General features: G+C 60.8%; 22 protein-coding genes. 12 read left to right on the forward strand and 10 right to left on the reverse strand.

The genetic code is table 11. From position 1 onward, the window contains the following. Positions 1-95 precede the first annotated feature (95 nt). Positions 96-578, reverse strand: coding sequence for an anti-sigma factor antagonist RssC (gene rssC / locus AC07OV_RS02765; RefSeq protein ID WP_003172602.1), 483 nt, complete (start codon positions 576-578; stop codon positions 96-98). Next, complete coding sequence (rssB, locus tag AC07OV_RS02770; protein WP_176995364.1) at positions 578-1,759, reverse strand: two-component system response regulator RssB; 1,182 nt, start codon at positions 1,757-1,759, stop codon at positions 578-580. The genes rssC and rssB overlap by 1 nt, the downstream gene beginning before the upstream one ends. Before the next feature lie 275 nt (positions 1,760-2,034). Here rssB and AC07OV_RS02775 point away from each other — a divergent pair, with 275 nt between their 5' ends. Beyond that, positions 2,035-2,331, forward strand: a complete 297-nt coding sequence (locus tag AC07OV_RS02775) for a PilZ domain-containing protein (RefSeq protein ID WP_176995363.1) — start codon at positions 2,035-2,037, stop codon at positions 2,329-2,331. Between the two features lie 62 nt (positions 2,332-2,393). Here AC07OV_RS02775 and AC07OV_RS02780 read toward each other — a convergent pair whose 3' ends face one another. After that, the gene (locus AC07OV_RS02780; RefSeq protein WP_176995362.1) at positions 2,394-3,083 is read right to left on the reverse strand and encodes an MlaA family lipoprotein; all 690 of its coding nucleotides are present in this window, start codon (positions 3,081-3,083) and stop codon (positions 2,394-2,396) included. A gap of 197 nt (positions 3,084-3,280) precedes the next feature. On the opposite strand from AC07OV_RS02780, the gene pcrP reads away from it, so the two are divergent. Together pcrP and AC07OV_RS02790 are read left to right on the forward strand one after the other, a co-directional pair. After that, positions 3,281-3,889, forward strand: a complete 609-nt coding sequence (pcrP, locus tag AC07OV_RS02785) for an HAD superfamily inactivated hydrolase PcrP (RefSeq protein ID WP_259173425.1) — start codon at positions 3,281-3,283, stop codon at positions 3,887-3,889. A gap of 110 nt (positions 3,890-3,999) precedes the next feature. Further along, positions 4,000-4,266: a DUF4404 family protein gene (locus tag AC07OV_RS02790; RefSeq protein ID WP_176995360.1), complete on the forward strand. Its 267-nt coding sequence runs from the start codon at positions 4,000-4,002 to the stop codon at positions 4,264-4,266. A 168-nt stretch (positions 4,267-4,434) separates the two neighbouring features. Here AC07OV_RS02790 and queF read toward each other — a convergent pair whose 3' ends face one another. Both queF and copI read right to left on the reverse strand, forming a co-directional pair. Beyond that, on the reverse strand, positions 4,435-5,265 hold the full coding sequence (gene queF / locus AC07OV_RS02795; RefSeq protein WP_176995359.1) for an NADPH-dependent 7-cyano-7-deazaguanine reductase QueF: 831 nt from the start codon (positions 5,263-5,265) through the stop codon (positions 4,435-4,437). A gap of 69 nt (positions 5,266-5,334) precedes the next feature. Beyond that, complete coding sequence (gene copI / locus AC07OV_RS02800; protein ID WP_494998898.1) at positions 5,335-5,856, reverse strand: copper-resistant cuproprotein CopI; 522 nt, start codon at positions 5,854-5,856, stop codon at positions 5,335-5,337. Between the two features lie 156 nt (positions 5,857-6,012). Here copI and AC07OV_RS02805 point away from each other — a divergent pair, with 156 nt between their 5' ends. Both AC07OV_RS02805 and AC07OV_RS02810 read left to right on the forward strand, forming a co-directional pair. Beyond that, on the forward strand, positions 6,013-6,693 hold the full coding sequence (locus AC07OV_RS02805; RefSeq protein ID WP_494998897.1) for a heavy metal response regulator transcription factor: 681 nt from the start codon (positions 6,013-6,015) through the stop codon (positions 6,691-6,693). Then, positions 6,690-8,030 carry a heavy metal sensor histidine kinase gene (locus AC07OV_RS02810; RefSeq protein WP_495091481.1) on the forward strand — a complete coding sequence of 447 codons (1,341 nt, stop codon included), beginning with the start codon at positions 6,690-6,692 and terminating at the stop codon, positions 8,028-8,030. Before AC07OV_RS02805 ends, AC07OV_RS02810 begins: the two co-directional genes overlap by 4 nt. A gap of 84 nt (positions 8,031-8,114) precedes the next feature. Here the strand turns inward: AC07OV_RS02810 and AC07OV_RS02815 are convergent, their stop codons facing one another. From AC07OV_RS02815 to AC07OV_RS02825, 3 genes are read right to left on the reverse strand one after another with little or no spacing between them, the layout of a single operon-like run. After that, positions 8,115-9,359: a lipoprotein-releasing ABC transporter permease subunit gene (locus AC07OV_RS02815; protein WP_176995355.1), complete on the reverse strand. Its 1,245-nt coding sequence runs from the start codon at positions 9,357-9,359 to the stop codon at positions 8,115-8,117. A 58-nt stretch (positions 9,360-9,417) separates the two neighbouring features. Continuing rightward, complete coding sequence (gene lolD / locus AC07OV_RS02820) at positions 9,418-10,101, reverse strand: lipoprotein-releasing ABC transporter ATP-binding protein LolD (RefSeq protein ID WP_163000979.1); 684 nt, start codon at positions 10,099-10,101, stop codon at positions 9,418-9,420. 7 nt (positions 10,102-10,108) lie between these two features. Continuing rightward, on the reverse strand, positions 10,109-11,359 hold the full coding sequence (locus AC07OV_RS02825; RefSeq protein ID WP_176995353.1) for a lipoprotein-releasing ABC transporter permease subunit: 1,251 nt from the start codon (positions 11,357-11,359) through the stop codon (positions 10,109-10,111). Positions 11,360-11,453: 94 nt separating this feature from the next. Between AC07OV_RS02825 and AC07OV_RS02830 the strand changes: the two genes are divergently transcribed. Beyond that, positions 11,454-12,038 (forward strand): PilZ domain-containing protein, encoded by a 585-nt coding sequence (locus AC07OV_RS02830; RefSeq protein WP_176995352.1) that lies wholly within the window; start codon positions 11,454-11,456, stop codon positions 12,036-12,038. 44 nt (positions 12,039-12,082) lie between these two features. Then, entirely contained in the window at positions 12,083-12,805 is a 723-nt protein-coding gene (locus AC07OV_RS02835) for a glycerophosphodiester phosphodiesterase (protein ID WP_176995351.1), read from the forward strand. A 42-nt stretch (positions 12,806-12,847) separates the two neighbouring features. Here the strand turns inward: AC07OV_RS02835 and sthA are convergent, their stop codons facing one another. Beyond that, positions 12,848-14,242, reverse strand: a complete 1,395-nt coding sequence (gene sthA, locus AC07OV_RS02840) for a Si-specific NAD(P)(+) transhydrogenase (protein WP_176995350.1) — start codon at positions 14,240-14,242, stop codon at positions 12,848-12,850. A 234-nt stretch (positions 14,243-14,476) separates the two neighbouring features. Here sthA and AC07OV_RS02845 point away from each other — a divergent pair, with 234 nt between their 5' ends. After that, the gene (locus tag AC07OV_RS02845; RefSeq protein WP_495091482.1) at positions 14,477-15,019 is read left to right on the forward strand and encodes a chalcone isomerase family protein; all 543 of its coding nucleotides are present in this window, start codon (positions 14,477-14,479) and stop codon (positions 15,017-15,019) included. A 257-nt stretch (positions 15,020-15,276) separates the two neighbouring features. Continuing rightward, entirely contained in the window at positions 15,277-16,578 is a 1,302-nt protein-coding gene (locus AC07OV_RS02850) for an MFS transporter (protein ID WP_495091483.1), read from the forward strand. A 160-nt stretch (positions 16,579-16,738) separates the two neighbouring features. On the opposite strand, the gene AC07OV_RS02855 is transcribed toward AC07OV_RS02850, so the two are convergent. After that, the gene (locus AC07OV_RS02855) at positions 16,739-18,202 is read right to left on the reverse strand and encodes a glyceraldehyde-3-phosphate dehydrogenase (protein ID WP_494998741.1); all 1,464 of its coding nucleotides are present in this window, start codon (positions 18,200-18,202) and stop codon (positions 16,739-16,741) included. Between the two features lie 340 nt (positions 18,203-18,542). Here AC07OV_RS02855 and mfd point away from each other — a divergent pair, with 340 nt between their 5' ends. Genes mfd through AC07OV_RS02870 form a run of 3 tightly spaced genes read left to right on the forward strand, consistent with a single transcriptional unit; the run spans position 18,543 to position 25,273 of the window. Continuing rightward, a complete protein-coding gene (gene mfd / locus AC07OV_RS02860) occupies positions 18,543-21,992 on the forward strand; it encodes a transcription-repair coupling factor (RefSeq protein WP_495091484.1) in 3,450 nt (1,149 codons plus the stop codon). Between the two features lie 11 nt (positions 21,993-22,003). Next, positions 22,004-22,573, forward strand: a complete 570-nt coding sequence (locus AC07OV_RS02865; RefSeq protein WP_495091485.1) for a CsiV family protein — start codon at positions 22,004-22,006, stop codon at positions 22,571-22,573. 9 nt (positions 22,574-22,582) lie between these two features. Continuing rightward, entirely contained in the window at positions 22,583-25,273 is a 2,691-nt protein-coding gene (locus tag AC07OV_RS02870; RefSeq protein ID WP_495091486.1) for a DEAD/DEAH box helicase, read from the forward strand. Positions 25,274-25,277: the final 4 nt, after the last annotated feature.

Consider the following 25,277-nt stretch of genomic DNA (forward strand, 5'->3'; position numbering starts at 1 on the left):
CTGCGATAGCGTTGGGTCAGTAATGAATAGGTGGCTGGCATACCGCTATCGCAGGCAAGCCAGCTCCCACATTTAGAATGTGTTTCAAGTCAAGATTAATGGCGCTCGAGGGCGTTGACGAGGTCGTGGAAGGCTTCGCGGTTGGACTCGTTGAGCCCCATCAGGATCTTGTGCGCTTCCAGCACCTTGACCCGCACCACTTCCTCGGACTGGTCCTGGGATGGCAGGTCGGTCAGGCATTCCGGGCAGGGGATCGGGCGATCAACAATGTTGAACACCTGGTCGAAGCCCATGGACTGCAGCAGACGGGTGATGTCTTCGTGGGTGGTGACGACCGTAGGCAACAGGCCGACCTTCTGCCGAGACAGAATGGACAACTTGGCCAACAGCCCAAGGGTGGTGCTATCGATGCTGCGGGTTTCGGTCAGATCGATCACGATCGCCGAGAAATTCAGCGCTGTGAAGATCCGCTCAATCGTCGCATCCAGCGCCGAACACAAGGTCAGGCGCACTTCACCGACAAACTTCAGGACGAAGGTCCCGTCTTGCTCGGCGAATTGGATTCTTCCGGTACTCATCAAAGATTCCTGCTCAACACCAATAGGGCGATATCATCCGGCATCTCCCCTAGCGTGGCCAATCCAAACACTTGCCGCAGGCCATCCAGGCTGCCGCCCGCCGACTTGACCTTTTGGGGCAAGGCGGCTTCTTTCTCCTTGAGTGTAGGCTCTGGAAGCAGGTCCAGGATGCCGTCGGACATCAGCGTAAGGCTGAAGGTCGGCGGCAGCTCCAGGATGTGGTCTTCGTAGGTGGCTTCATTGAACAAGCCCACCGGCAGACCACGCCCGTCCAGGTAACGCACACTGTCAGGAGTGTATAAAACAGGCATCGGCAGGTGACCGCCAATACTGTAGGTCAAAAGACCGGTTTCTTCATCGATTACGCCGCCGACCATCGTCACGTGCTTGCCCAGCTTGCAGCTGATCAGGCCTCGGTTGATGTGGCCCAGCACCTCGGAGGGGGTGAATTCCGGCAAGGTGCCATTGCGCTTGGATTCGAACAACAGCCGTGTGGTCATGAACTTCAACAACACGGTCACAAAAGCAGAAGAAGCTCCGTGGCCGGACACATCGGCCAGGTAGAACGCGACACGCCGCTCATCGACGCGGAAGTAGTCGACAAAATCACCCGACAGGTACAACGACGGGATGATCTGGTGCGCAAACTGGAAGTCATCGATGGTCCAGGGGCTGATCGGCAGCATGTTCATCTGCACCTGGCGACCGGCATTCTGGTCTTCCTGGAGCAGGTTCAGGCTGGCTTCGAGTTCGCGGTTGGCGGTTTCGAGCTTTTCGCGGTAACGCTGGTTTTCCAGCAGCAGGCGTGCACGGTCCAGCGCTCGACGCACCGAGTGCTCCAGCACAGCCAGGTCTTCGAGGGGCTTGATCAGGTAATCGGCGGCGCCCAGGCGCAGGGCCTCGACGGCATCGTTCATCACCCCGGCACCGGACACAACGATCACGGGCGTCTGTGGGGCAAGGTCGGTCACCTGGCGAATCAGCTCGAGGCCGCCCATCTGAGGCATGCGCAGGTCGCAGATCACAAGGTCGGGCTTGTCGCGCTCGAACACCTGGAGACCCTGTTGGCCGTTGCCGGCCTGCAGGACGCTGAAGCCACTGTCTTCCAAATAGGCCGCGAGGCTCGCGCGCACTACTTCGTCGTCATCGATTATCAGCAGCGTGGCACTGGTTTTTTGCATGTGGGCAAACGGCGCCAGAATTAGGTTGGCGTAGGTGGCTCGACAATGGCCGGGTCACGTACTGGATTCGCTTTCTAGCCACTCTGTCCTACAAAGCACGGGCTTTTGGCCTACGCACAACAGTAAAGCAGAGGTGCCCTTCTAAGGCGCAGACGGTACTCCCATCCGCCAGGGGTTTCAAGCTCATGCCGATGGTCGCCGAGCGTCTTTACACCGCAAATCACCGGGAGTTATAAGAACAGCAACAACCACAACACAAAGTAAGGATGGAACCTGTGAGCGAACACGAGCGCGACTACGCCGAAAAACGCGATTTCATCCGCATGCGAGTGGATGCCGATGTGTCGCTGATCCACGCCGGGCAGGAGATTGCCGGGGTTTGCGTGGACCTTTCCAGCTCTGGCATGCAGGTGCAGGCCCCTCGCCAGTTTCAGGTGGGTGACAGGCTCACCGTACGCATCGACTCGGAGCACGCCGCCCTCAGGGGCCTGGAGGCCGATACCGAAGTGGTGTGGGCCAAGGCGAGCGGTGAAGACCAGCACCTGGGCCTCAAGATCCTGAAGATGCACTAAAAAGCCGCACACAAAAAAAGGCGACCACTGGGGTCGCCTTTTTCATTTCAAAACATCACGACTTAAAAGTCGTCGACCACCTTGCCGTCCTTGACCTTGAACTCACGGTTCTGCAGGTAAGCGTTACGGATGAAGGTGTACTTGTCGCCGGTGATCAACTTCTCGCTGTCGAGCAGGCTGGCACGGGTATCGACAATGTTCAGGCCGAAGGTGCTGTTACGCCAACCGATGTCGTTCATGTAACGGTACGGCTGGGTATAGCTGTCGACGTATTTGGACGGTGCGTCACGCAGGGTACTTGGGCCCAGCAGTGGCAGCATCACGTAAGGACCGCTGCCGACGCCCCAGTAGCCGAGGGTTTGGCCGAAGTCTTCGTCGTTGCGGTGCAGGCCCATTTTGGTGCCCACATCAATAAAGCCCAGCACGCCAAAAGTGGTGTTCACCAGCAAACGAGCCGTGTCGACGCCCGCTGCGTGGGGCTTGAGCTGCAACACGTCGTTGGCAAAGTTGCCGACATCGCCGATGTTGCGGAAGAAGTTATGAATGCCTGTCTGCACGAACTGCGGGGTGACGAACTGGTAACCCTGGGCCAATGGCTTGAGCGCGTAGGTATCAACGGTGTCGTTGAAGGTGAAGATCGGGCGGTTGACGCTTTCCCATGGATCGTCTTCCGACGCGGCCTGGGCGGCAAACGGGGCCAATAGAACAGTGGCACACACAGATAGCTGAGCGAAGTAGTGGCTCCAGCGCATAGCTTTGGCTCCTTGAATAGTCTGTCATGGGCGCTATGCCCTGAATAAGACCGTCAGTATATGACGGAAGTGTCAAATTAGGCAGTCGGTAGGAATTGTCTTAATGATAAATGCACAAAATCCCTACAATTACTCATAAGTGTCATCCGCTTGTCATCCGATCTCGATAGCGTCACAGCTATTTCAGGGATCTCGAAATGCCTCACGCCGAAATTGCCGTTGCCAGCGCACCCTCATTGACTGCCGTGCTGTTTGGCCTGAGTGGCTGCCTGGTGGATTTCGGTTCCCAGGCGCGCACCGACGCCCCCGCCCCCGATTCACAAGCCACGCCCGGTGCCCTGGCTATCCTGCGTAGCCTCAAGGAGCAAGGCATCCCCTGTGCCTGGCTGGACGAGCTACCCGCCACGGTCACCACCCCGCTGGCCGCCACACTGCCCAAGTGGATTAAAGCCACTTCCCCCTCAGCTATCCGCTGGCCTGCGCCAAACGCCTGTTGGCAAGCCTTGATGGAGCTGAATATCGAGCGGCTGGAAGGCTGCGTCCTGGTCAGCGGTGAGCCACGCTTGCTGCAAGCCGGCCTGAATGCCGGTTTGTGGACCATCGGCCTGGCGTCCTGCGGCTCCTTGTGCGGCCTGGCGCCCGAGCAATGGCAGGCACTCACCGAGCAACAACGCGAGCACAAGCGCGGCAAGGCCACGGTTGCGCTGTACGGGCTGGGGGTTCACTCGGTGATCGATCACCTTGGCGAACTGGGCACCTGCCTGGCCGATATCAGCCTGCGCCAGCTCAAAGGCGAGAAGCCCTGACACGGATCATGCACGCTCGGCGCCAGTGGATTAATCTACAGGTCAGCCCGTAGACCTTTCTCGGCGTGCCGTGGTCTATGCCAGTGCCTATCGATAAAAGGAAATACGTCATGCCTGATCGCAAAAAACTCGAAGAACAGGTCGAAATCCTGCGCGGGCAGTTGGTACAGGAACCGCCGCTGTCGGAAGAAAAACGTGAAGCGCTGGAAGCCTTGATTGCCAAGTTTGAATTGCAGCTTGAACTTGAGCCGGCGACTCAAACGCCGAGCATCTCCGACGATGTGAACCAAGCCGCCATAGAATTCGACGCTGAGCACCCGGTCATTTCCGGGACGTTGCGCAATATCATGATCACCTTGGGCAATATCGGGATCTGATCCCGATTCAAACTCAACCGCAGACCTCAATGTGAGGGCTGGCCTTTGTGGGAGCTGGCTTGCCTGCGATGCAGACACCTCGGTTTTTCAGTTGCGCTGAGGTGATGCTATCGCAGGCAAGCCAGCTCCCACACAAGCCAGCCCCCACAGTCAGTTTTTGGGTGAGGTTTATTGGCGAGCCAGGCGCACGTTCTGGAACGCCACATCCTCAGTGCTGCGGTACGGGTTGATATCCAACCCACCCCGGCGCACATACCGCGCATACACCGTCAACTTCTCCGGCTTCAGCAGGCGCTGAAGGTCGAGGAAGATCCGTTCCACACACTGCTCATGGAAGTCCGAGTGCTGGCGAAAGCTCACGATATACTCGAGCAGGCTGGCGTGATCCAACGCCGAACCACGGTACTCCACCACCACACTCCCCCAATCCGGCTGGCTGGTGACCGGGCAGTTGGATTTGAGCAGGTGGCTGTGCACGCTTTCCTCCACAACACGCGAATCATCGCAGCGCAGCAGTTCCGGGCGCGGATGTTCATAGCTGCTGACGTTGATATCCAGATCATCGATGCACACGCCCGGCAAGGCCATCACGCCTTCAGCCTCGATTTCGGCCAGTTTGCGAATACGCACGGTCACGGGCTTGCCGGCGGCCGCGCTGAGGTCGGTGCGCAGGGTCGCTTCCAGGCTCGCCGTGTCGGCGAATGCGGTCTGGTTCAACGAGTTGAGGTACAGCTTGAAGGACTTGGACTCGATGATGTTCGGCGAGTCGGCCGGGATGCTGAACTCGCCGATGGCCACCACCGGCTTGCCCGACGGCAACAGCCAGGACAGTTCGAAGCAGTTCCAGAAATCCACGCCTTTGTAAGGCAGGGTCTCGGCGCTCAGGCCCAACTCGGCCCACTTGGCGGCGCGAGGGATCGGAAACAGCAACGACGGGGTGTAGGTGGAGATGTATTCACTGGACTTGCCCAGCGGCGAATGTTCGGCTGCGGGATGCATGGCGGAAACCTGGCTAAATAAACCGCGCCAGTCTACCAGCCTTTGCCCCCGCGCCTAAGCGCCGCCGGATCATTCGACGTTGAGCTTGCCCACCATGCCCGCTTGGTAGTGGCCCGGGAGGTTGCAGGCAAACTCCAGGCCCGTGGCCTTGGTGAACGTCCAGGTCAGCTCGGCGGTTTTACCGGGCTCCACCAGCACGCTGTTGGGGTCATCGTGCTTCATGCCGCCCATCTCACCGTGGCCCATGGCGCTGTGGTCCATTTTGCCCATGCCGGTGGCGGTAAGCATGCCACTGGCCTGCATCTGCAGCATTTCCTTCTGGTGCTCGGCATGCATCGCCGCGTCGCCCAGGTTGAATTCGTGAAGCAACTGGCCTTTGTTGACCAGCACAAAGCGCACCGTCTCACCGGCTTTTACGTCGAGGGACTTGGGCGAAAAGGAAATATCCTGCAGCGTCACTTCCACAGTGCGTGTGGCTTTATCGGCCGTCGCCGGCTGGCCAAACGAATACGTGTGGGCAGCATCGGCAATCGCATCAAAACTCAACGCCAACAGGCAACCCGCCAACAACAGGGGTGTACGCAACGCCATCGCTCTTCTCCAAAAATGTATGACTGGCCAGGGGAGCACTCTAAGATTGCGCCGCTGCCAGCCAGCTGACTGCTAGATTACAACTTTGTAAGGTTGCGCCCCTGCCCTGCCACCCACGGTATAAAGCCCGTCGTCACCCGTTGCCAAGAGTTGCCCATGAAACTGCTGATCGTCGAAGACCAACCCAAGACCGGCCATTACCTGCGCCAGGGCCTGGCCGAGGCGGGCTTTACCACCGAACTGGTGGCCGACGGCATCACGGGCCAGCACCTGGCGCTGACCGGCGACTTTGACCTGCTGATCCTCGATGTGATGCTGCCCGGCCGCGACGGCTGGCAAATTCTCCAGGCCGTGCGCAATGCCGGCCTGGATATCCCGGTGCTGTTTCTCACCGCCCGCGACGCTGTGGAAGACCGCGTCCACGGCCTGGAACTGGGCGCCGACGACTACCTGGTCAAACCCTTTGCCTTTTCCGAACTGCTCGCCCGGGTGCGCAGCCTGTTGCGCCGTGGCAGCAGCACGCCCCAGGAAACCGCGCTGCAATTGGCCGACCTGCGCCTGGACCTGATCCGCCGCCGCGTAGAGCGGGATGGTCAACGCATCGACCTCACCGCCAAGGAGTTCTCCCTACTGGAACTGCTATTACGGCGCCAGGGCGAGGTGCTGCCCAAATCGCTGATTGCCTCCCAAGTGTGGGACATGAACTTTGACAGCGACACCAACATCATCGAGGTTGCGATCCGACGCCTGCGCCTGAAAGTCGATGACCACTACCCCAACAAACTGATCCATACGGTGCGCGGCATGGGCTATGTGCTGGAGGAGCGCCTCAATTGATCAAGCGCCTGTCCCTGGCCAGCCGCCTGGCACTGCTGTTTGCCGGCTGCACCGCCGTGGTGTCGTTGTTGGCAGGCGTGTTGTTCAACCACGCCAGCGAGGCGCACTTTATCGAGCTGGACCAACAACTGCTCGACAGCAAGCTGGTGGCGCTGCGCAGCACGCTGCAAGGAGTCGACTCCGCCGCGTCTTTCGCCGAGCGAGAAGCGCAATTGCGCACCGAACTCAACCGCCAACCTGACCTTGCCCTGCGCATCACAGCGGCCGGGAAACGCTGGTTCGACGGCGCGCCGGATGTCGCCCTGCCGACGGCGCCCGGCCTGCATAGCCTGCAAAATGCCGGCACCGACTATCGCGTCTACAACACACCGTTGACAGTCGGCCAAGCCGACTCGCCGCAACTGACCCTGATGCTCGACATCACCCACCACCAGCACTTCCTGCAACGCATGCAACACCTGATCTGGCTCACCGTCGGCCTCTCCGCCCTGGCCACCGCACTGCTCGGCGCCTGGGCGGCACGCAGTGGGCTGCGACCCTTGCGGCGCATGGGTGAAGTGGCTGCCAGCGTCTCGGCCCATTCGCTGACTCAGCGCCTGCCGCAGCAGCAAATGCCCGTGGAACTGGCCGAACTGGCCCAAACCTTCAACGCCATGCTCGGCCGCCTGGATGATGCCTTCCAGCGCCTCTCGGCGTTCTCTGCCGACATCGCCCATGAACTGCGCACGCCGTTGTCGAACCTGCTGACCCAGACCCAGGTCATCCTCACCCAGCCACGCCCGCTGGAGGATTACCGTGAGGCGCTGCACAGCAACCTCGAAGAGCTGCAATGGATGGCGCAGCTAGTCAATGACATGTTGTACCTGGCCAAGGCGGATCATGGTTTGCTGGTGCCCAAGCGCGAAACCTTGGCGCTGGAGGATGAAGTCGATGCGCTGCTGGAGTTCTTCGCGCTGCTGGCGGAAGACGGGCACGTCAGCCTGATGCGCGAGGGCACTGCCCATACAACGGGCGATCGCGGGATGTTGCGCCGGGCATTGTCGAACCTGCTGGATAACGCGTTGCGGTTTACCCCGCCGGGCGGCGAAGTACGTGTGAGCCTGGAGGATGGAGTAAGGCTATCGGTGGAGAACACTGGGGAAGGCATTCCAGCGGAACTGCTGCCGAGGTTGTTTGATCGATTCTACCGAGCGGACCCGGCGCGTCGTGAAGGCAGCAGTGAGCATGCAGGATTGGGGTTGGCGATTACCCAATCGATCGTGCGGGCCCACGGGGGGAGGATATTTTGTGAGTCTGGGGCGGGGTGGACAAGATTTGTGATTGAGTTGCCAGCCTAATCGCAATCGCCGGCAAGCCGGCTCCTACAGGTAAAACGCGACCCACTGTAGGAGCCGGCTTGCCGGCGATGGCAGTCTAAAGGCTTATGAATATCTCAGCGCATGCGCCGGCTCAATCTTCGCCGCCCGATACGCCGGGTACAAGGTCGCCAGAAAGCTCAACACAAACCCGGCCGTGCAGATCAGCACCACATCCCCACCCTGCAGCTCCGAAGGCAGGTTGCTGACAAAGTACACGTCCGAACTGAAGATGTGCTGGCCGGTCACCCGCTCCATCCAGCCCACCAGCTCACTCACGTTCAGCGCCGCAATCACGCCCAGAACGCCGCCGATCAAAGTGCCGACGATGCCGATCACCGTGCCCTGCACCATGAAGATCGCCATGATCTGCCGGGGCGTGGCGCCGATGGTGCGCAGGATCGCGATGTCCGCGCCCTTGTCGTTCACGACCATGATCAGGGTAGCGATGATGTTGAACGCCGCCACGGCCACGATCATCAGCAACAGCAGACCGATCATGGTCTTTTCCATTTTCATCGCGCTGAACAGGCTGCCCTGGGTGTGGGTCCAGTCATCCGGCTTGTAGGCCGCGCCCAGGCTAGCGGCAATGTCTGCCGAAACCTTGGGGGCGGCGTACAAATCCTTTACCGCCAGGCGCACGCTTTGCACCTGGTTGGGCTGCCAATGCTGGATCTCGGCGGCATCAGCCATGTTGATCAGCGCCATGGAACCGTCCAGCTCGGCACCGACCTTGAAGATACCGACCACGTTCAAACGCTGCATGCGTGGGGTGATGCCGCCCGGAGCAGTGCTGATTTCCGGCACGATCAGGGTGAGTTTGTCGCCCACGTTCAAGCGGAAACGGCGCGCGGTGATGTCGCCAATGACCACGCCGAACTCACCGGCCTTGAGGTCTTGCAGGCTGCCTCGCACGATGTGCTGGGCGACGATCGACACCTTGCCTTCCTGGTCCGGGTCGACGCCGCTGATCTCGATCGGCTGCATCGCACCTTTGTAGGAGAACATGCCGTCCATCTGCGTGAACGGTACGGCAGCGGTCACTTCCGGGTTTTTCATGGCGGCAGCAGCCACCGGCTGCCAGTCGTCGATGGGGTTCACGCCAACGATGGTCGCGTGGGGCACCATGCCAAGGATGCGTGAGCTCATTTCACGCTGGAAGCCGTTCATCACCGACAGCACCACGATCATCGCCAGCACGCCCAGGGCGAGGCCGATCATCGAAGTCATCGAGATAAACGAGACAAAACGGTTGCGGCGCTTGGCGCGGGTATAGCGCGTGCCGATGAAAATCGATAACGGTCTGAACATTCGCGGGCACCGTTGGAAAAATAGAAAACCCGGTGCCTGGCACCGGGCTTGAAACAGGTCAGATGGCGACCAGATGACCTTCCTGCAGGTGCAATACACGGTCCATCTGGCGAGCCATGCTCATGTCATGGGTCACCACCAGGAACGCGGTGCGCATCTGGGTACTCAGCTCCAGCATCAAGTCCTTGATGCCCTGGGCAGTGTGGGAGTCGAGGTTGCCGGTAGGCTCGTCGAGCATCACCAAGCCCGGGTTGTTCACCAGGGCGCGGGCGATTGCCACACGCTGGCGCTCGCCACCCGACAGTTCAGCCGGTTTGTGCTCCAGGCGATGGCCCAGACCGACGCGCTCCAGCAACGCCTTGGCACGCTGGCGGGCTTCCGGGATCGCGGTCTTGCCGATCAGCAGCGGCATGCACACGTTTTCCAGGGCGGTGAATTCCGGCAGCAGGTGGTGGAACTGGTACACAAAACCGAGCGAACGGTTGCGCAACTGGCCACGGGCCTTCTCGCCCAGGGCCGACAGTTCTTCACCCGCCAACCAAACGCTGCCCTTGGACGGCGTATCAAGGCCGCCCAACAGGTTCAGCAAGGTACTTTTGCCGGAACCGGAACTGCCGACGATCGCCACGCGCTCGCCCGGGTGCAACTCCAGTTGCAGGTCTGACAGCACCACCACCGACTCAGGGCCTTCCTCGTAGGATTTGCCCAGGTTGCGGCAGCTCAGGATTGCTTTTTCACTCATGCCCGATTCACTCATAACGTAAGGCCTGTGCTGGCTGGGTACGTGCCGCGCGCCAGGCTGGATACAGGGTGGCAAGGAAACTCAATACCAACGCGGCGCCGCCCACCATCAACACGTCCTGGGCCTGAACCTGGGACGGCAAGTAGTCGATGAAGTAGACGTCGGCGTTGAGAAACTTGTGGCCGATCAGGGTTTCAAGGCCGGCGATGGCGGCGCTGACATTCAGCGCGGCCAGAATGCCGACGGCGGTGCCGATCAAGGTGCCGACCACGCCGATCACGGTGCCCTGCACCATGAAGATCGCCATGATCTGCCCCGGCGTGGCACCAAGGGTGCGCAGAATCGCGATATCGCCCTTCTTGTCGTTCACCACCATCACCAGCGTGGAGATGATGTTGAAGGCCGCCACCGCAACGATCAGCAACAGCAGCAGGCCGATCATGGCTTTTTCCATGCGGATGGCCTGATACAGGTTGCCGTGGGTACGGGTCCAGTCGCGGGCGTAGTACTGGGACTCACCCAGGTGCTGGGCGATTTCCCACGAGGCACGCGGCGCATCGAACAGGTCGTTGAACTTCAGGCGCAGGCCCTGCACCTGGTCCGGCTGCCAGCGGTGCAGGCGGGCCAGGTCGGTGAGGTTGGTGAGGCCCAGATAACCGTCGATTTCACCAGCGCCCACGTGGAAGGTGCCGACCACGGTGAAGCGCTTCATGCGCGGGAACATGCCGGCCGGGGTCACGGTGACTTCCGGGGCGACGAAGGTGAGCTTGTCGCCCAGGCCCACGCCGAGCTTGGCCGCGGCCTTGTCGCCGATCACGATGCCGAACTCGCCGGGCGCCAGGTCATCGAGTTTGCCCGAGAGCATGAACTTGTCGATGATCGAGACCTTGCGCTCCTGGGCCGGGTCGATGGCATTGAGCAGGATCTTCTGCACCTTGCCGTCATTGGTCAGCAGCCCCTGCATCTGGGTAAACGGCGCGACGGCCAGCACCTTGGGGTTCTGCTTGACCTTCTCGGCCAGGCTTTGCCAGTCGCTGATGGGCGCATCGCCTTCGATGGTCGCGTGGGGCACCATGCCCAGCACGCGGGTGCGCATCTCATGATCGAAGCCGTTCATCACCGACAGCACCACGATCATCACGACCACGCCCAAGGCGAGCCCGATCATCGAGGTCAAGGAAATGAACGACACAAAATGATTGCGGCGCTTTGCACGGGTATAACGCGTGCCGATAAATACGAAGAGAGGTCTGAACATGTCGGGGCTTGTTCGGAGGAAAAGAAGACGTCCCGGTGGCGGGGTCTGGTAAGCAGCTTTACACTCTGACCATCACCGTTACCTGGGGTTCGCCATGTCGACATTAGATGAAGAAGAACGCCGCGAATACTACCGTATCGACGACATGATCGCACTTCAAATCAAAAGCCTCTCCACCCCCGAAGCGGCGAGCAAGGAAGTGTTGCTGGATGATTCACCGCTGTTCAATCTGCTCAGCGAACTGCACCTCAGCGAATTCGAAGCCCAGCACCTGTTGCGCCAGATCAGCGAGAAGGACCGCAGCCTGGCCGCGTTCCTCAAAGTGCAGAACAAACGCCTCGATCTGCTCAGCCAGATCATGGCCCGCGGCCTGCTGGATGAGGTCGGCGCGCCGCAGCCGGTGATCATTTCCGAAGGCGGCATCGACTTCCAGCACCCTACCCCGCTCGCCACCGGCGCGCACCTGGCGGTCAAGCTGGTGTTGATGCCCCAGGCGCTGGGCCTGCTGCTGCGCGCACGGGTCACCCACTGCGACCCCAAGGGCAATGGTTTTGACGTAGGCACGGAGTTCGAGTCCATGACCGACGCCCAACGCCAACTGCTCGCCCGCTACATCCTGCAGAAACAAGCCCAGGAACGACGCCTGGCGCGGGAACAAAGCGACGCCAAAGACACCTGAATACGTATTCACCCCGCCAGACACCCTGGCGCATAGGAGCAACTGTGACCCTGATTTACGGCCATCGCGGTGCCAAAGGCGAAGCACCGGAAAATACCCTGACCAGCTTTCAGGAGTGCCTCAAGCACGGCGTGCGCCGTTGCGAACTGGACCTGCACCTGTCCATGGACGGCGAGCTGATGGTCATCCACGACCCCACCCTCAAGCGCACCGCCGACCGGCGCGGCAAAGTCGTCGAGTATTCGGCGGCGGACCTGGTGAAGATGGACGCGCGCAAAGGCGGCCCGGGTTGGGTCAAACCCTGCCCGATCCCACGCCTGGAAGAACTGTTCGAACAATGCGACTTCGATCACTGGCAGCTGGAAGTCAAAAGCGCCTCGCGCACCCGCGCGGCAACCACCGTGCTGGCGATTCGCGAGATGGCCGTGCGCCATGGCTTGATGGACAAAGTCACCGTGACTTCAAGTTCGCGGGAAGTGCTGAAGGCGGCGGTTGAACTCACCCCGGACCTGTCACGCGGCCTGGTCGCCGAATACGCCTGGCTCGACCCGTTGAAGGTCGCGCAAAACTACGGTTGTGAGATTCTGGCGTTGAACTGGACGTTGTGCACCCCTGAGCGTCTGGAAAAAGCCCAACGCCAGGGCTTGCACGTGTCCGTGTGGACAGTCAACGAACCTGCGCTGATGCGCAGGCTCGCCGACTTCGGCGTAGATAGCCTGATTACAGACTTTCCCGGTTTGGCCACTGCCACCCTCGAGAATTACTGAAATCGGTCTCCCCGGCCGGCTCAGGCCACCGGCCGGAGCCGCTCAAAAAAGCCGGTTGAGGCCGTCGTAGGCCGCTACCCGATAGGCTTCGGCCATGGTCGGGTAGTTGAACGTGGTGTTCACGAAATACTTGAGGGTATTTTGCTCACCCGGCTGGTTCATGATGGCCTGGCCGATGTGCACGATCTCCGACGCCTGGTAGCCGAAGCAATGCACGCCGAGGACTTCCAGGGTCTCACGGTGGAACAGGATCTTCAGCATGCCTTGCGGCTCACCGGCGATCTGCGCACGCGCCATGCTCTTGAAGAACGCCTTGCCCACTTCATAAGGCACCTTGGCCTTGGTCAGTTCGTGCTCGTTCTTGCCGATGGAGCTGATCTCGGGAATCGTGTAGATCCCGGTCGGCACGTCGTTCACATAACGCCAGCTGCCATTGTCGACGATGCTGCCAGCGGCCGAACGACCCTGGTCATGGGCGGCGCTAGCCAGGCTCGGCCAGCCGATCACGTCGCCGGCGCCGTAGATGTTCGGCACGCAGGTGCGGTAGTTCTCGTCCACCTCAATCTGGCCACGGCTGTTGACCTTGACCCCGATGTTCTCCATGCCCAGCTTGTCGGTGTTGCCGGTACGGCCGTTGCACCACAGCAAGGCGTCGGCCTTGATCTTCTTGCCGGACTTGAGGTGCAGGATCACCCCGTTGTCCAGGCCTTCGACCCGCTCGTACTCTTCGTTGTGGCGCACGGTGATGTTGTTGTTGCTGAAGTGGTAGCTCAACGCCTGGGAAATTTCCGAGTCGAGGAAGCTCAGCAATTGGTCGCGGTTGTCCACCAGCTCCACCAGTACACCCAGGCCGCTGAAGATCGAGGCGTATTCACAGCCGATCACGCCGGCGCCATAGATGATCAGTTTGCGCGGGGTGTGACCCAGGCTCAGGATGGTGTCGCTATCGTAGATACGCGGGTGGTGGAAATCGATATCGGCCGGGCGATACGGGCGCGAACCGGTGGCGATGATGATGTGCTTGGCCACCAATTTCTCGACCACACCGTTGGGGCACACGACTTCAACGGTTTGCTCGTCGGCGAAGCTGCCGGTGCCAAAGAACAGGTCGACACGGTTACGCGCGTAGTAACCGGTGCGCGAGGCCACTTGCTTGGAGATGACTTTCTCGGCGCTCTTGAGCACATCCGGGAACGAGAACCAGCGCGGCTCACCAATGGCCCGGAACATCGGGTTGGTGTTGAACTGCATGATCTGGCGCACTGAGTGACGCAAGGCCTTGGACGGGATGGTACCCAGGTGGGTGCAGTTACCGCCGACCTGGCGACGGCTATCGACCATCGCCACCTTGCGCCCTGCCTTCGCGGCGTTCATCGCCGCACCTTCTCCAGCCGGGCCGGAACCCAGTACCACCACGTCGTAGTTGTAGACAGCCATGCGTACTCCTCAGAACAGGCCAGGCGTACGGTTGGACGCCGGGCTAAATCATGCCGCGGCCAGCGGTCATGAAGGACAATTTGGCTCAAGTGTGTGAACCGGGGCACAGTCTATATAAGGCTCAACGCCGCGCACATTAACCCTTGGTCGCGTCGTAGGCCAGTATTGCCTTAACTACACGCTTAGGAAATTGCAATTACACTGTCGGCACGCACCTTTGCAGGACGAGCCATTATGCGGCATGTCGTTTTCTGTTTATTGCTGATGTTGTCGATCACGGTGCAGGCCAGTGAAGCAGACCGCCTCAAGCAGGCCAACTTCCCCACCCAATCCCACGCGTTGGCACTGAAAAATCAGGCCGTGCTGGTCTATCTCTGGGCCGATGTGTACGCCGCTGCGCTGTACGCCCCATCCAACCTCAGCGCGAAGCAGGCCTGGGACGGGCATAAGGATCTGCGCCTGGCGCTGTACTACTTTCGCAACATCGACCGCAGCGACGTGATCAAGGCCGCCACCACCGCCCTCGAACGCCAGCAAACCGCTGCCACCCTGGCCCGCTTGAAGCCTGAACTGGATCAACTGCATGCCCGTTTCCGCGACATCCGCAGCGGCGACCACTACGCCCTGGATTTTCGTCCCGGGCGCGGCTTGAACCTGGAGATCAATGACCAGGTGGTGTTCAGCAGTCGCAACGACGAGCTGGCAAAGGCTTACCTGGGCATCTGGCTCGCGCCCAAAGGCCTGTCCGATAGCCTGCGCAAAGCCCTCCTCAACTGACCGCATCCCAAAACCACCACAACCCTCTGTAGGAGCTGGCTTGCCAGCGATAGCGATCGTCAGGCGGATACTCTTTAACCGACACACCGCTATCGCTGGCAAGCCAGCTCCTACAAGGTTTTCATCATTGGCATTTAGTCAGCTTGCTAACGGTTTCTGTTGCGGGTAGTGGCCAATACACATATGGTTACAAAACACCGCAAGGACGAACAGCGACCAGGGAATCACTAATAAGATAGCCAAGATGAGTGAATGACATGTCCACTTCTACGGGCAAAGGCAAAGCGATTTTTCGCGTTGTCAGCGGTAACTTCCTCGAAATGTTCGACTTCATGGTCTACGGCTTCTACGCCACGGCCATTGCCAAGACCTTCTTTCCCACCGACAGCGCCTTTGCCTCCCTGATGCTGTCCCTGGCGACCTTCGGCGCCGGCTTCCTCATGCGCCCACTCGGCGCCATCTTCCTCGGCGCCTACATCGACCGTCACGGCCGCAAGAAAGGCCTGGTGATCACCCTGGCCCTGATGGCCGCCGGTACCATCCTTATCGCCTGCGTGCCCGGTTACGCCACCCTTGGCGTCGCCGCACCGCTGCTGGTGCTGTGCGGCCGCTTGCTGCAGGGCTTCTCGGCCGGCGTCGAGCTGGGCGGTGTGTCGGTGTACCTGGCGGAAATCGCCACGGCCGGCCGCAAAGGCTTCTTCGTCAGTTGGCAGTCTGCCAGCCAACAGGCCGCGGTGGTGTTCGCCGGTTTGCTGGGCGTGGGTCTGAACCACTGGCTCAGCCCCGAACAAATGGGCGATTGGGGCTGGCGCGTACCGTTCCTGATCGGCTGCCTGATCGTGCCGGTGATCTTCGTGATTCGCCGCTCCCTGGAAGAAACCCCTGAATTCCAGGCGCGCAAGCACCGCCCTACCCTGCAGGAAATCGTCCGCTCAATCGGTCAGAATTTCGGCGTTGTCATCGCTGGCATGGCGCTGGTGGTGATGACCACCGTGTCGTTCTACCTGATCACCGCCTACACCCCGACCTTCGGCAAGGCCGAGCTGCACCTGTCGGATTTCGACGCGTTGCTGGTGACCGTCTGCGTGGGTATTTCGAACTTCATCTGGTTGCCGGTGATGGGCGCAGTGTCCGACAAGATCGGACGTAAACCCCTGCTGCTGGGTGCAACGATTCTGGCGATTCTTACGGCGTATCCGGCGCTGTCGTGGCTGGTGGTCAACCCGAGTTTCAGCCACCTGCTGATCGTGCTGTTGTGGCTGTCGTTCCTGTACGGCTCGTACAACGGCGCGATGGTGGTGGCGCTTACCGAGATCATGCCGGTGGAAGTGCGTACCACCGGGTTCTCTCTTGCCTATAGCCTGGCGACGGCGACTTTTGGTGGGTTTACGCCGGCGGCGTGTACCTACCTGATCCATGTGCTGGACAACAAGGCGGCACCGGGGATTTGGTTGAGTGGCGCGGCGGTGTTGGGGTTGATTGCGACGCTGGTGCTGTTTAAAGGCAATCGGCATGAGTTGAGGACGGCGCAGGCTTCTGTCGTCGGTGGCGCCGGATGAGTCGCCATCGCAGGCAAGCCAGCTCCCACATTTGAAGGTATTAACAGATCCAAATGTGGGAGCTGGCTTGCCTGCGATGAGGCCCGACCAATCAACACAAATCCAACAGGCATAAAAAAGCCCCGAACCAGTCGGGGCTTTTTTCATTCAGCGCTGATGCTTAGCGCGGGAACGACGGCGGGTTGACCCCGGCCATGTCTTCCATCACGCGAACCACCTGGCAGCTGTAGCCGAACTCGTTGTCGTACCACACGTACAGGACAACACGGTTGTCCTGGGTGATGGTCGCCTCGGCGTCCACCACACCGGCGTGGCGCGAGCCTACGAAGTCGGTGGACACCACTTCCTGCGAGTTGACGAAGTCGATTTGCTTATGCAGATCGGAGTGCAGCGCCATGTAGCGCAGGTACTCGTTCATCTCTTCACGGGTGGCGGCTTTCTCAAGGTTCAGGTTGAGAATGGCCATCGACACGTTTGGCGTCGGCACACGGATCGCGTTACCGGTCAGTTTGCCAGCCAGCTCAGGCAGGGCCTTGGCAGCAGCGGTGGCAGCACCGGTCTCGGTGATCACCATGTTCAGCGCGGCGCTACGACCACGGCGATCGCCCTTGTGGAAGTTGTCGATCAGGTTCTGGTCGTTGGTGTACGAGTGGACCGTTTCAACGTGACCGTTAACGATGCCGAACTTGTCATTCACAGCTTTCAGCACCGGCACGATGGCGTTGGTGGTGCAGGAAGCAGCGGACACGATCTTGTCGTCAGCGGTGATTTCGCCATGGTTGATGCCGTGAACGATATTCTTCAGCTTGCCCTTGCCCGGTGCGGTCAGGACAACGCGGTCGATACCCGGGCAGGCCAGGTGCTGGCCCAGGCCGTCGGCATCACGCCATACGCCGGTGTTGTCCACCAGCAGGGCGTCCTTGATGCCGTACTGGGTGTAGTCCACCTCAGTCGGGTTCTTCGCGTAGATCACCTGGATCAGGTTACCGTTGGCGGTGATGGTGTTGTTTTCTTCGTCGATGACGATGGTGCCGTTGAACGGACCGTGTACCGAGTCGCGACGCAAGAGGCTCGCGCGTTTGGTCAGGTCGTTCTCGGCGCCTTTGCGCACAACGATGGCACGCAGGCGCAGGCCGTCGCCGCCACCGGTTTTTTCGATCAGGATGCGCGCCAGCAGGCGGCCGATACGACCGAAGCCGTACAGGACCACGTCGGTGCCTTTGCGGGCTGCGGCGTTTTGCTGGCCAACCACGTCAGCCATTTCTTCACGCACGAACTGCTCGGCGGTACGGCCGGCACCTTCTTTGCGGAATTTGTAGGCCAACTTGCCCAGGTCTACCGAAGCCGCGCCGAGCTTGAGCTCGCTCATGGCCTTGAGCAGGGGGAATGTTTCGTGGACGGAGAGTTCGCTGTCGTCGGCGGAGCGATGGCGAGCAAAGCGGTGGGCTTTGAGAATCGCGATGACTGATTGGTTGATCAGGCTGCGGCCATAGATCGAGCTCACCACATTGTTATTGCGGTACAGCTGACCGATAAGCGGAATCATCGCTTCAGCGAGCGCTTCACGGTCGATCCATTCACCAAGACACTGGTCGGGCTTCTGAGTCACGGGAACCTTCCACATGTAGGGGCAGAAAAAAGGGGCTACATTATGCCGCCCGGTCGCCCTCGGAGCAATGCGCCCCAGGCAACAAAAAGTGCTTGCGAAAAATTGACACCCCTCTGCAGCCCAGTAAATACGCGGGTTCCAGAAGGCCACCTGGTTGGCTGCCAGCGCGACTTGTCCGTAACCCTCCGAAAACCTCGTGCTTTTTGACACTACATATTGAGTCAAAACCCAGCATTGTTTGTCTTAGCCACTACATTTCCTACAAACCGTAATAGGCTCAGTCAGCAACTGACAGACGGCGCCTCGGACCGTTACAATTACCGACTTTGTCGCAACGCTTGGAGCTCAACCTTCCGTGCCCGTCCTGCGTCTACCGCTTCTCCCTGCTGCGGCAGGCAAACAGCACTGGGGCAACCTGCCCGGTGCCGCCCTGAGCCTGGCCATTGCCGAGGCTGCCAGCGCAGCCAAGCGCTTTACCCTGCTGCTCACCGCCGACAGCCAGAGTGCCGAACGGCTGGAGCAGGAGCTGAGCTTCTTCGCCCCCGATTTGCCGGTGCTGCATTTCCCCGACTGGGAAACCCTGCCCTACGATCTGTTCTCGCCGCACCAGGACATCATTTCCCAGCGCATCGCCAGCCTGTACCGCCTGCCGGAACTGGCCCACGGCGTGCTGGTGGTGCCGATCACCACCGCGCTGCACCGCCTGGCGCCGACCAAGTTCCTGCTGGGCAGCAGCCTGGTGCTGGATGTCGGCCAGAAACTTGATGTGGAGCAAATGCGCACGCGCCTGGAAGCCAGTGGCTACCGCTGCGTCGACACGGTGTACGAACACGGTGAGTTCGCCGTGCGTGGCGCGCTGATCGACCTGTTCCCGATGGGCAGCAAACTGCCCTACCGCATCGACCTGTTCGATGACGAAATCGAGACCCTGCGCACCTTCGACCCCGAGAACCAACGTTCCATCGACAAGGTGGAGTCGGTCAAGCTGTTGCCGGCGCGGGAATTCCCGCTGCAAAAAGACGCGGTCACCCGCTTCAAGGCGCGCTTTCGTGAACGTTTCGACGTGGACTTCCGCCGCTGCCCGATCTTCCAGGATTTAAGCAGCGGGATTACACCGGCCGGTATCGAGTACTACTTGCCGCTGTTCTTCGATGAAACCTCCACCCTGTTCGATTACCTGCCCCACGACACCCAGGTGTTCTCGCTCCCGGGCATCGAGCAGGCGGCGGAAAACTTCTGGAACGACGTGCGTAACCGCTATGAAGAGCGCCGTGTCGATCCGTCCCGTCCTTTATTGCCGCCGGCCGAGCTGTTCCTGCCGGTAGAAGACTGCTTCGCCCGCCTGAAAAGCTGGCCGCGCGTGGTCGCCAGTCAGCAGGACGTGGAAAGTGGCGCCGGCCGCGAGCGCTTCCCCGCGCAAACGCTGCCGGACCTGGCCATCCAGGCCAAGGCCAACCAGCCGCTGGAAGCGCTGTCCAATTTCCTCGGTGACTTCCCTGGCCGCGTGCTGTTCACCGCCGAATCCGCCGGCCGCCGCGAAGTGCTGCTGGAGTTGCTCGAACGCCTGAAGCTGCGGCCGAAAACCGTCGACAGCTGGCCCGACTTTGTAAAAAGCAAAGACCGCCTGGCGATCACCATCGCGCCGCTGGATGAAGGCTTGCTGCTGGACGACCCTGCCCTGGCCTTGATCGCCGAGAGCCCGTTGTTCGGCCAGCGCGTGATGCAGCGCCGTCGCCGCGAAAAACGCGCCGACGCCAACAACGACGCGGTGATCAAGAACCTCACCGAGCTGCGCGAAGGCGCACCGGTGGTGCACATCGACCACGGCGTGGGCCGCTACCTGGGCCTGCAGACGCTGGAAATCGATAACCAGGCGGCCGAATTCCTCACCATGGAATACGCCGAGGGCGCCAAGCTCTACGTGCCGGTGGCCAACCTGCATTTGATTGCGCGCTACACCGGCAGCGACGACGCGCTGGCGCCGTTGCACCGCCTGGGTTCCGAGACCTGGCAGAAAGCCAAGCGCAAGGCCGCCGAACAGGTGCGCGATGTGGCCGCCGAACTGCTCGACATCTACGCACGCCGCGCCGCCCGCGAAGGTTATGCGTTCGCCGACCCGAAGGCCGACTACGCCACTTTCAGCGCAGGCTTTGCCTTCGAAGAAACTCCGGACCAGCAAACCACCATCGAAGCGGTGCGCGCCGACATGCTCGCGCCCAAGCCGATGGACCGCCTGGTGTGCGGCGACGTGGGCTTCGGCAAGACCGAAGTGGCCATGCGCGCGGCCTTCATCGCGGTACACGGTGGCAAGCAGGTGGCGATCCTGGTGCCCACCACCTTGCTCGCCCAACAGCACTACAACAGCTTCCGCGACCGCTTCGCCGACTGGCCGGTGACCGTGGAAGTGATGAGCCGCTTCAAGTCGGCCAAGGAAGTGAATGCTGCGGTCGCTGATTTGGCCGAGGGCAAGATCGACATCGTGATCGGCACCCACAAGCTGCTGTCCGATGATGTGAAGATCAAGAACCTGGGCCTGGTGATCATCGACGAAGAACACCGCTTCGGCGTGCGCCAGAAGGAACAGCTCAAGGCCCTGCGCAGCGAAGTCGACATCCTCACCCTCACCGCCACACCGATTCCACGCACGCTGAACATGGCGGTGTCGGGCATGCGCGACCTGTCGATCATCGCCACGCCGCCGGCGCGCCGCCTGTCGGTGCGCACGTTTGTGATGGAGCAGAACAAAAGCACGGTCAAGGAAGCGCTGCTGCGTGAACTGCTGCGCGGCGGGCAGGTGTACTACCTGCACAACGACGTGAAGACCATCGAGAAATGCGCCGCCGACCTTGCCGAGTTGGTGCCGGAGGCACGTATCGCCATTGGCCACGGGCAGATGCGCGAGCGCGAACTCGAGCAGGTGATGAGCGACTTCTACCACAAGCGCTTCAACGTGCTGATCGCCTCGACCATCATCGAGACCGGCATCGACGTGCCGAGCGCCAACACCATCATCATCGAGCGCGCTGACAAGTTCGGCCTGGCACAACTTCATCAGCTGCGTGGCCGCGTCGGGCGCAGTCACCACCAGGCCTACGCCTACCTGCTGACGCCGCCGCGCCAACAGATCACCGGCGACGCCGAGAAACGCCTGGAAGCCATCGCCAACACCCAGGACCTGGGCGCCGGCTTTGTGCTGGCCACCAACGACCTGGAGATCCGGGGTGCCGGCGAACTGCTGGGCGACGGCCAGAGCGGGCAGATCCAGGCGGTGGGGTTCACCCTTTATATGGAAATGCTTGAGCGCGCGGTGAAAGCCATCCGCAAGGGCGAGCAACCGAACCTCGATCAACCGCTGGGTGGCGGTCCGGAAATCAACCTGCGCCTGCCCGCGCTGATCCCCGAAGACTACCTGCCGGATGTGCATGCGCGGTTGATCCTGTACAAGCGCATCGCTTCGGCCACCGACGAAGAAGGCCTCAAGGATCTGCAGGTGGAAATGATCGACCGTTTCGGCCTGTTGCCGGAACCGACCAAGAACCTGGTGCGCCTGACCCTGCTCAAATTGCAGGCTGAGCAGCTTGGCATCAAGAAAGTCGACGCCGGGCCGCAAGGCGGGCGCATCGAGTTTGAAGCGCAGACGCCGGTGGACCCACTGGTACTGATCAAACTGATCCAGGGCCAGCCCAACCGCTACAAGTTCGAAGGGGCTACGCTGTTCAAGTTCATGGTGCCGATGGAACGCGCCGAAGAACGCTTTAATACATTGGAGGCGCTGTTCGAGCGCCTCATCCCGAAATCTGCTTGAAGGACGCCCCAATGCGCCTGTTCCGCATGTTGAGCCTGTTGTTGGTGGTCGTGGCGCCGGCGGCCTTTGCCGACAGCCCGTACCAGGTGGAAATGATCCTGGTGCGCCAGAACGCAGAGCCGGTGATCAACAGCCGTGCCGCGCCGGAAAACTGGGATGCCGGCGCAGCGCGCCTGGGCACCGATAAAATGAGCCCGCCGCGCCTGAACAACATTGTCGACAAGCTCAGTGCCGACAACAGCTATACCGTGCTGGCGCACAAGGCCTGGGAACAGAACCTGGGCGACCAGCCGGTGAAGGTCGCGATCACCGACGGCGCGGAGCAGTTCGGCCAGTTCCCGCTCGAAGGGGTATTGAGCCTGCAATTGGGCCGCTTTACCGATATCGATGCCGACTTCTGGATCAATCAGTTCGACAGCAACGGCAGCGTGGTCACCAGCGAACACCTGAGCCAGAAAGACGTGCGCACCAAGAACAACCAGCTCAATTACCTGGATGGCGGCCACCTGGCGCTGCTGATCAAGATCACTTCGCTCACCGCCAAACCGCCCAGCGCCCCCCCGCCCGACATTCAGGACTGATCCAGCACCATGCCCCTGACGTCGTCCTTGACCAAACCCCTGGCCCCTTCGTGGGCCAATCGCTTTAAAGAGCAAAGCCTTGAGCGTGGCCGGCGCTATGCTCTGGAAAACCGGGTGCGCATCGTCGAGTCCGGTGACAGCACCATCGTTGCCAGTTGCGAAGGCTCGGGCGGCAACGTGTATCGGCAGACCATCTCACTGCGTGAGTCGGCCAAGGGCACCTTGATTCTGGTGGACAGCCGCTGTACCTGCCCGGTGCACACCAACTGCAAACACATCGCCGCGGTGCTGCTCAAGGTCCAGGAAACCCTGGCCTACCCGGCCGCCGCCCAGGATGCCGAGCTGCTGGAGAAACTCCAGGCGGTGCTGGATAACCGCGTGGTACTGCCGCAAGTAGTGATGGAGGACGTGCTGCCGGTGCCGCGCCTGTGGATGGCCAGTGTCGAGTTCAGCGCGTTTGAACCGCGCAACGGCAAGATGCAGCGCTATATCCAGCACCGAGCAGCGCTGTCGTTCAATTACCTGGACAACTATGTCAGCGGGCAGAAAAATGCCGACATCATTGTGCGCCAGGAAACCCAGAGCCTGCGCATCAAGCGCCATCCCGAACTGGAACAACCCTATCGCGAACAGCTGCGCCTACTGGGGTTCAAGATCGCCACGCGCCAGAGCAAAGCCCTGCCGGAAAGCGCCGGCGAGCTGTTCGAGATGGTCAATGACAGTGCCTGGCTGAACTTCACGCTCAATGCCTCGCCGGGTTTACGCGCCGAGGGTTGGGAGCTGCAGATCGACGAGGACTTCGGTTTCGACCTGAGCGCCGTCGATGACTGGTACGCCACGGTCGATGATGGGCCGGAGCGCGACTGGTTCGACCTGGAACTGGGGATCATCGTCAACGGCGAGCGGCTGAGCCTGTTGCCGATCTTGCTGAACCTGATGCGCTCCCATACCGAGATCCTCAACCCCGAGAAACTGGCACGACGCCGCGATGACGAGCTGATCCTGGTGAACATACCGGGCCTGCCCAACGGTCACGGTCCGATACAGGTCGCGTTGCCCTACGGCCGTTTGAAACCGGTACTGGCGACCCTCGGCGAATTTTACCTGCAGGAATCGGGTACCACGGCTTTGCGGCTGGCCAAGGCCGACGCGATCCGACTGAACCCGCTGGAAGACCTACCCCTGCAATGGGAAGGCGGCGAGAAGATCCGCAACTTTGCCCAGCGCCTGCGGGATATCCGGGACTTCACCTGCGTGGCGCCCGAAGGCTTGAACGCCACCTTGCGCCCCTACCAGCTGGAAGGCTTGAGCTGGATGCAGTCACTGCGCCAGTTGGACGTTGGCGGGATTCTTGCGGATGACATGGGCCTGGGTAAAACCCTGCAAACCCTGGCGCATATTCTCACCGAGAAAGCCGCTGGGCGCCTCGACCGCCCCTGCATGGTGGTGATGCCTACCAGCCTGATTCCCAACTGGCTCGACGAAGCGGCGCACTTCACCCCGCAACTCAAGGTGCTGGCGTTGTATGGCGCCGGGCGCAAGAAACATTTCGCCAACCTGCAGGATTACGACCTGCTATTGACCACCTACGCGCTGCTGCCCAAGGACATCGAACAGCTCGCTGCCCTGCCCTTACATGTGCTGATACTCGACGAAGCCCAGTACATCAAGAACCCATCCAGTAAGGCGGCCCAGGCGGCGCGCGAGCTGAATGCGCGACAGCGTTTGTGCCTGAGCGGCACGCCACTGGAAAACCACTTGGGTGAGCTGTGGTCGCTGTTTCACTTCCTGCTGCCGGGCTGGCTGGGCGACGTGAAAAGCTTCAACCGCGATTACCGCGTGCCAATCGAAAAACGCGCCAGTGATGTGCGATTGCAGCACCTGAACGGTCGGATCAAGCCGTTCCTGTTGCGCCGCACCAAGGAACAAGTGGCCACTGAGCTGCCGCCCAAGACCGAAATCATCCACTGGGTCGACCTCAACGAAGCCCAGCGCGATGTGTATGAAACCATGCGCCTGGCCATGGACAAGAAGGTGCGCGACGAGATCACCCGCAAGGGTGTGGCACGCAGCCAGATCATCATTCTTGAGGCGCTGCTGAAGTTGCGTCAGGTGTGCTGCGACTTGCGGCTGGTCAACGATGCCACCCTGCCCGCCCGTGGCAGCAGCTCGGGCAAGCTCGACAGCTTGATGGAAATGCTTGAGGAGTTGTTTGCGGAAGGTCGGCGAATCCTGCTGTTTTCCCAGTTCACCTCAATGCTGAGCCTGATCGAAGCCGAGCTGAAAAAACGTGGCGTGGCCTACGCACTCCTGACGGGCCAGACCCGGGATCGTCGCACGCCGGTGAAGGACTTCCAGAGCGGCAAGCTGCAGATTTTTCTGATCAGCCTGAAGGCCGGCGGCGTGGGCTTGAACCTGACCGAAGCCGACACGGTGATCCACTACGACCCCTGGTGGAACCCCGCCACGGAAAACCAGGCGACTGACCGGGCGTATCGCATTGGTCAGGAGAAACCGGTGTTCGTCTACAAGATGATTGCCCGGGGCACGGTGGAGGAGAAAATCCAGCACCTGCAGAAGGAAAAGTCCGATTTGGCGGCGGGCGTGCTGGATGGGCGTACGACCGGGGACTGGCAGTTGGGCAATGAGGATATTGAGGCGTTGTTTGCGCCGTTGCCCAATAAGCAAGAAAAGCGCTGACAGG

This window comes from Pseudomonas sp. GW821-FHT09A09, from assembly GCF_059418405.1.

Excerpts from the sequence above, each read along its gene's own strand:
- rssC (WP_003172602.1), bottom strand. The coding sequence starts at position 578 with ATGAGTACCGGAAGAATCCAATTCGCCGAGCAAGACGGGACCTTCGTC.
- rssB (WP_176995364.1), bottom strand. The coding sequence starts at position 1,759 with ATGCAAAAAACCAGTGCCACGCTGCTGATAATCGATGACGACGAAGTA.
- AC07OV_RS02780 (WP_176995362.1), bottom strand. The coding sequence starts at position 3,083 with ATGCGCTGGAGCCACTACTTCGCTCAGCTATCTGTGTGTGCCACTGTT.
- pcrP (WP_259173425.1), top strand. The coding sequence starts at position 3,281 with ATGCCTCACGCCGAAATTGCCGTTGCCAGCGCACCCTCATTGACTGCC.
- AC07OV_RS02790 (WP_176995360.1), top strand. The coding sequence starts at position 4,000 with ATGCCTGATCGCAAAAAACTCGAAGAACAGGTCGAAATCCTGCGCGGG.
- queF (WP_176995359.1), bottom strand. The coding sequence starts at position 5,265 with ATGCATCCCGCAGCCGAACATTCGCCGCTGGGCAAGTCCAGTGAATAC.
- copI (WP_494998898.1), bottom strand. The coding sequence starts at position 5,856 with ATGGCGTTGCGTACACCCCTGTTGTTGGCGGGTTGCCTGTTGGCGTTG.
- AC07OV_RS02805 (WP_494998897.1), top strand. The coding sequence starts at position 6,013 with ATGAAACTGCTGATCGTCGAAGACCAACCCAAGACCGGCCATTACCTG.
- AC07OV_RS02815 (WP_176995355.1), bottom strand. The coding sequence starts at position 9,359 with ATGTTCAGACCGTTATCGATTTTCATCGGCACGCGCTATACCCGCGCC.
- lolD (WP_163000979.1), bottom strand. The coding sequence starts at position 10,101 with ATGAGTGAAAAAGCAATCCTGAGCTGCCGCAACCTGGGCAAATCCTAC.
- AC07OV_RS02825 (WP_176995353.1), bottom strand. The coding sequence starts at position 11,359 with ATGTTCAGACCTCTCTTCGTATTTATCGGCACGCGTTATACCCGTGCA.
- AC07OV_RS02830 (WP_176995352.1), top strand. The coding sequence starts at position 11,454 with ATGTCGACATTAGATGAAGAAGAACGCCGCGAATACTACCGTATCGAC.
- sthA (WP_176995350.1), bottom strand. The coding sequence starts at position 14,242 with ATGGCTGTCTACAACTACGACGTGGTGGTACTGGGTTCCGGCCCGGCT.
- AC07OV_RS02845 (WP_495091482.1), top strand. The coding sequence starts at position 14,477 with ATGCGGCATGTCGTTTTCTGTTTATTGCTGATGTTGTCGATCACGGTG.
- AC07OV_RS02850 (WP_495091483.1), top strand. The coding sequence starts at position 15,277 with ATGTCCACTTCTACGGGCAAAGGCAAAGCGATTTTTCGCGTTGTCAGC.
- AC07OV_RS02855 (WP_494998741.1), bottom strand. The coding sequence starts at position 18,202 with ATGTGGAAGGTTCCCGTGACTCAGAAGCCCGACCAGTGTCTTGGTGAA.
- AC07OV_RS02865 (WP_495091485.1), top strand. The coding sequence starts at position 22,004 with ATGCGCCTGTTCCGCATGTTGAGCCTGTTGTTGGTGGTCGTGGCGCCG.
- AC07OV_RS02870 (WP_495091486.1), top strand. The coding sequence starts at position 22,583 with ATGCCCCTGACGTCGTCCTTGACCAAACCCCTGGCCCCTTCGTGGGCC.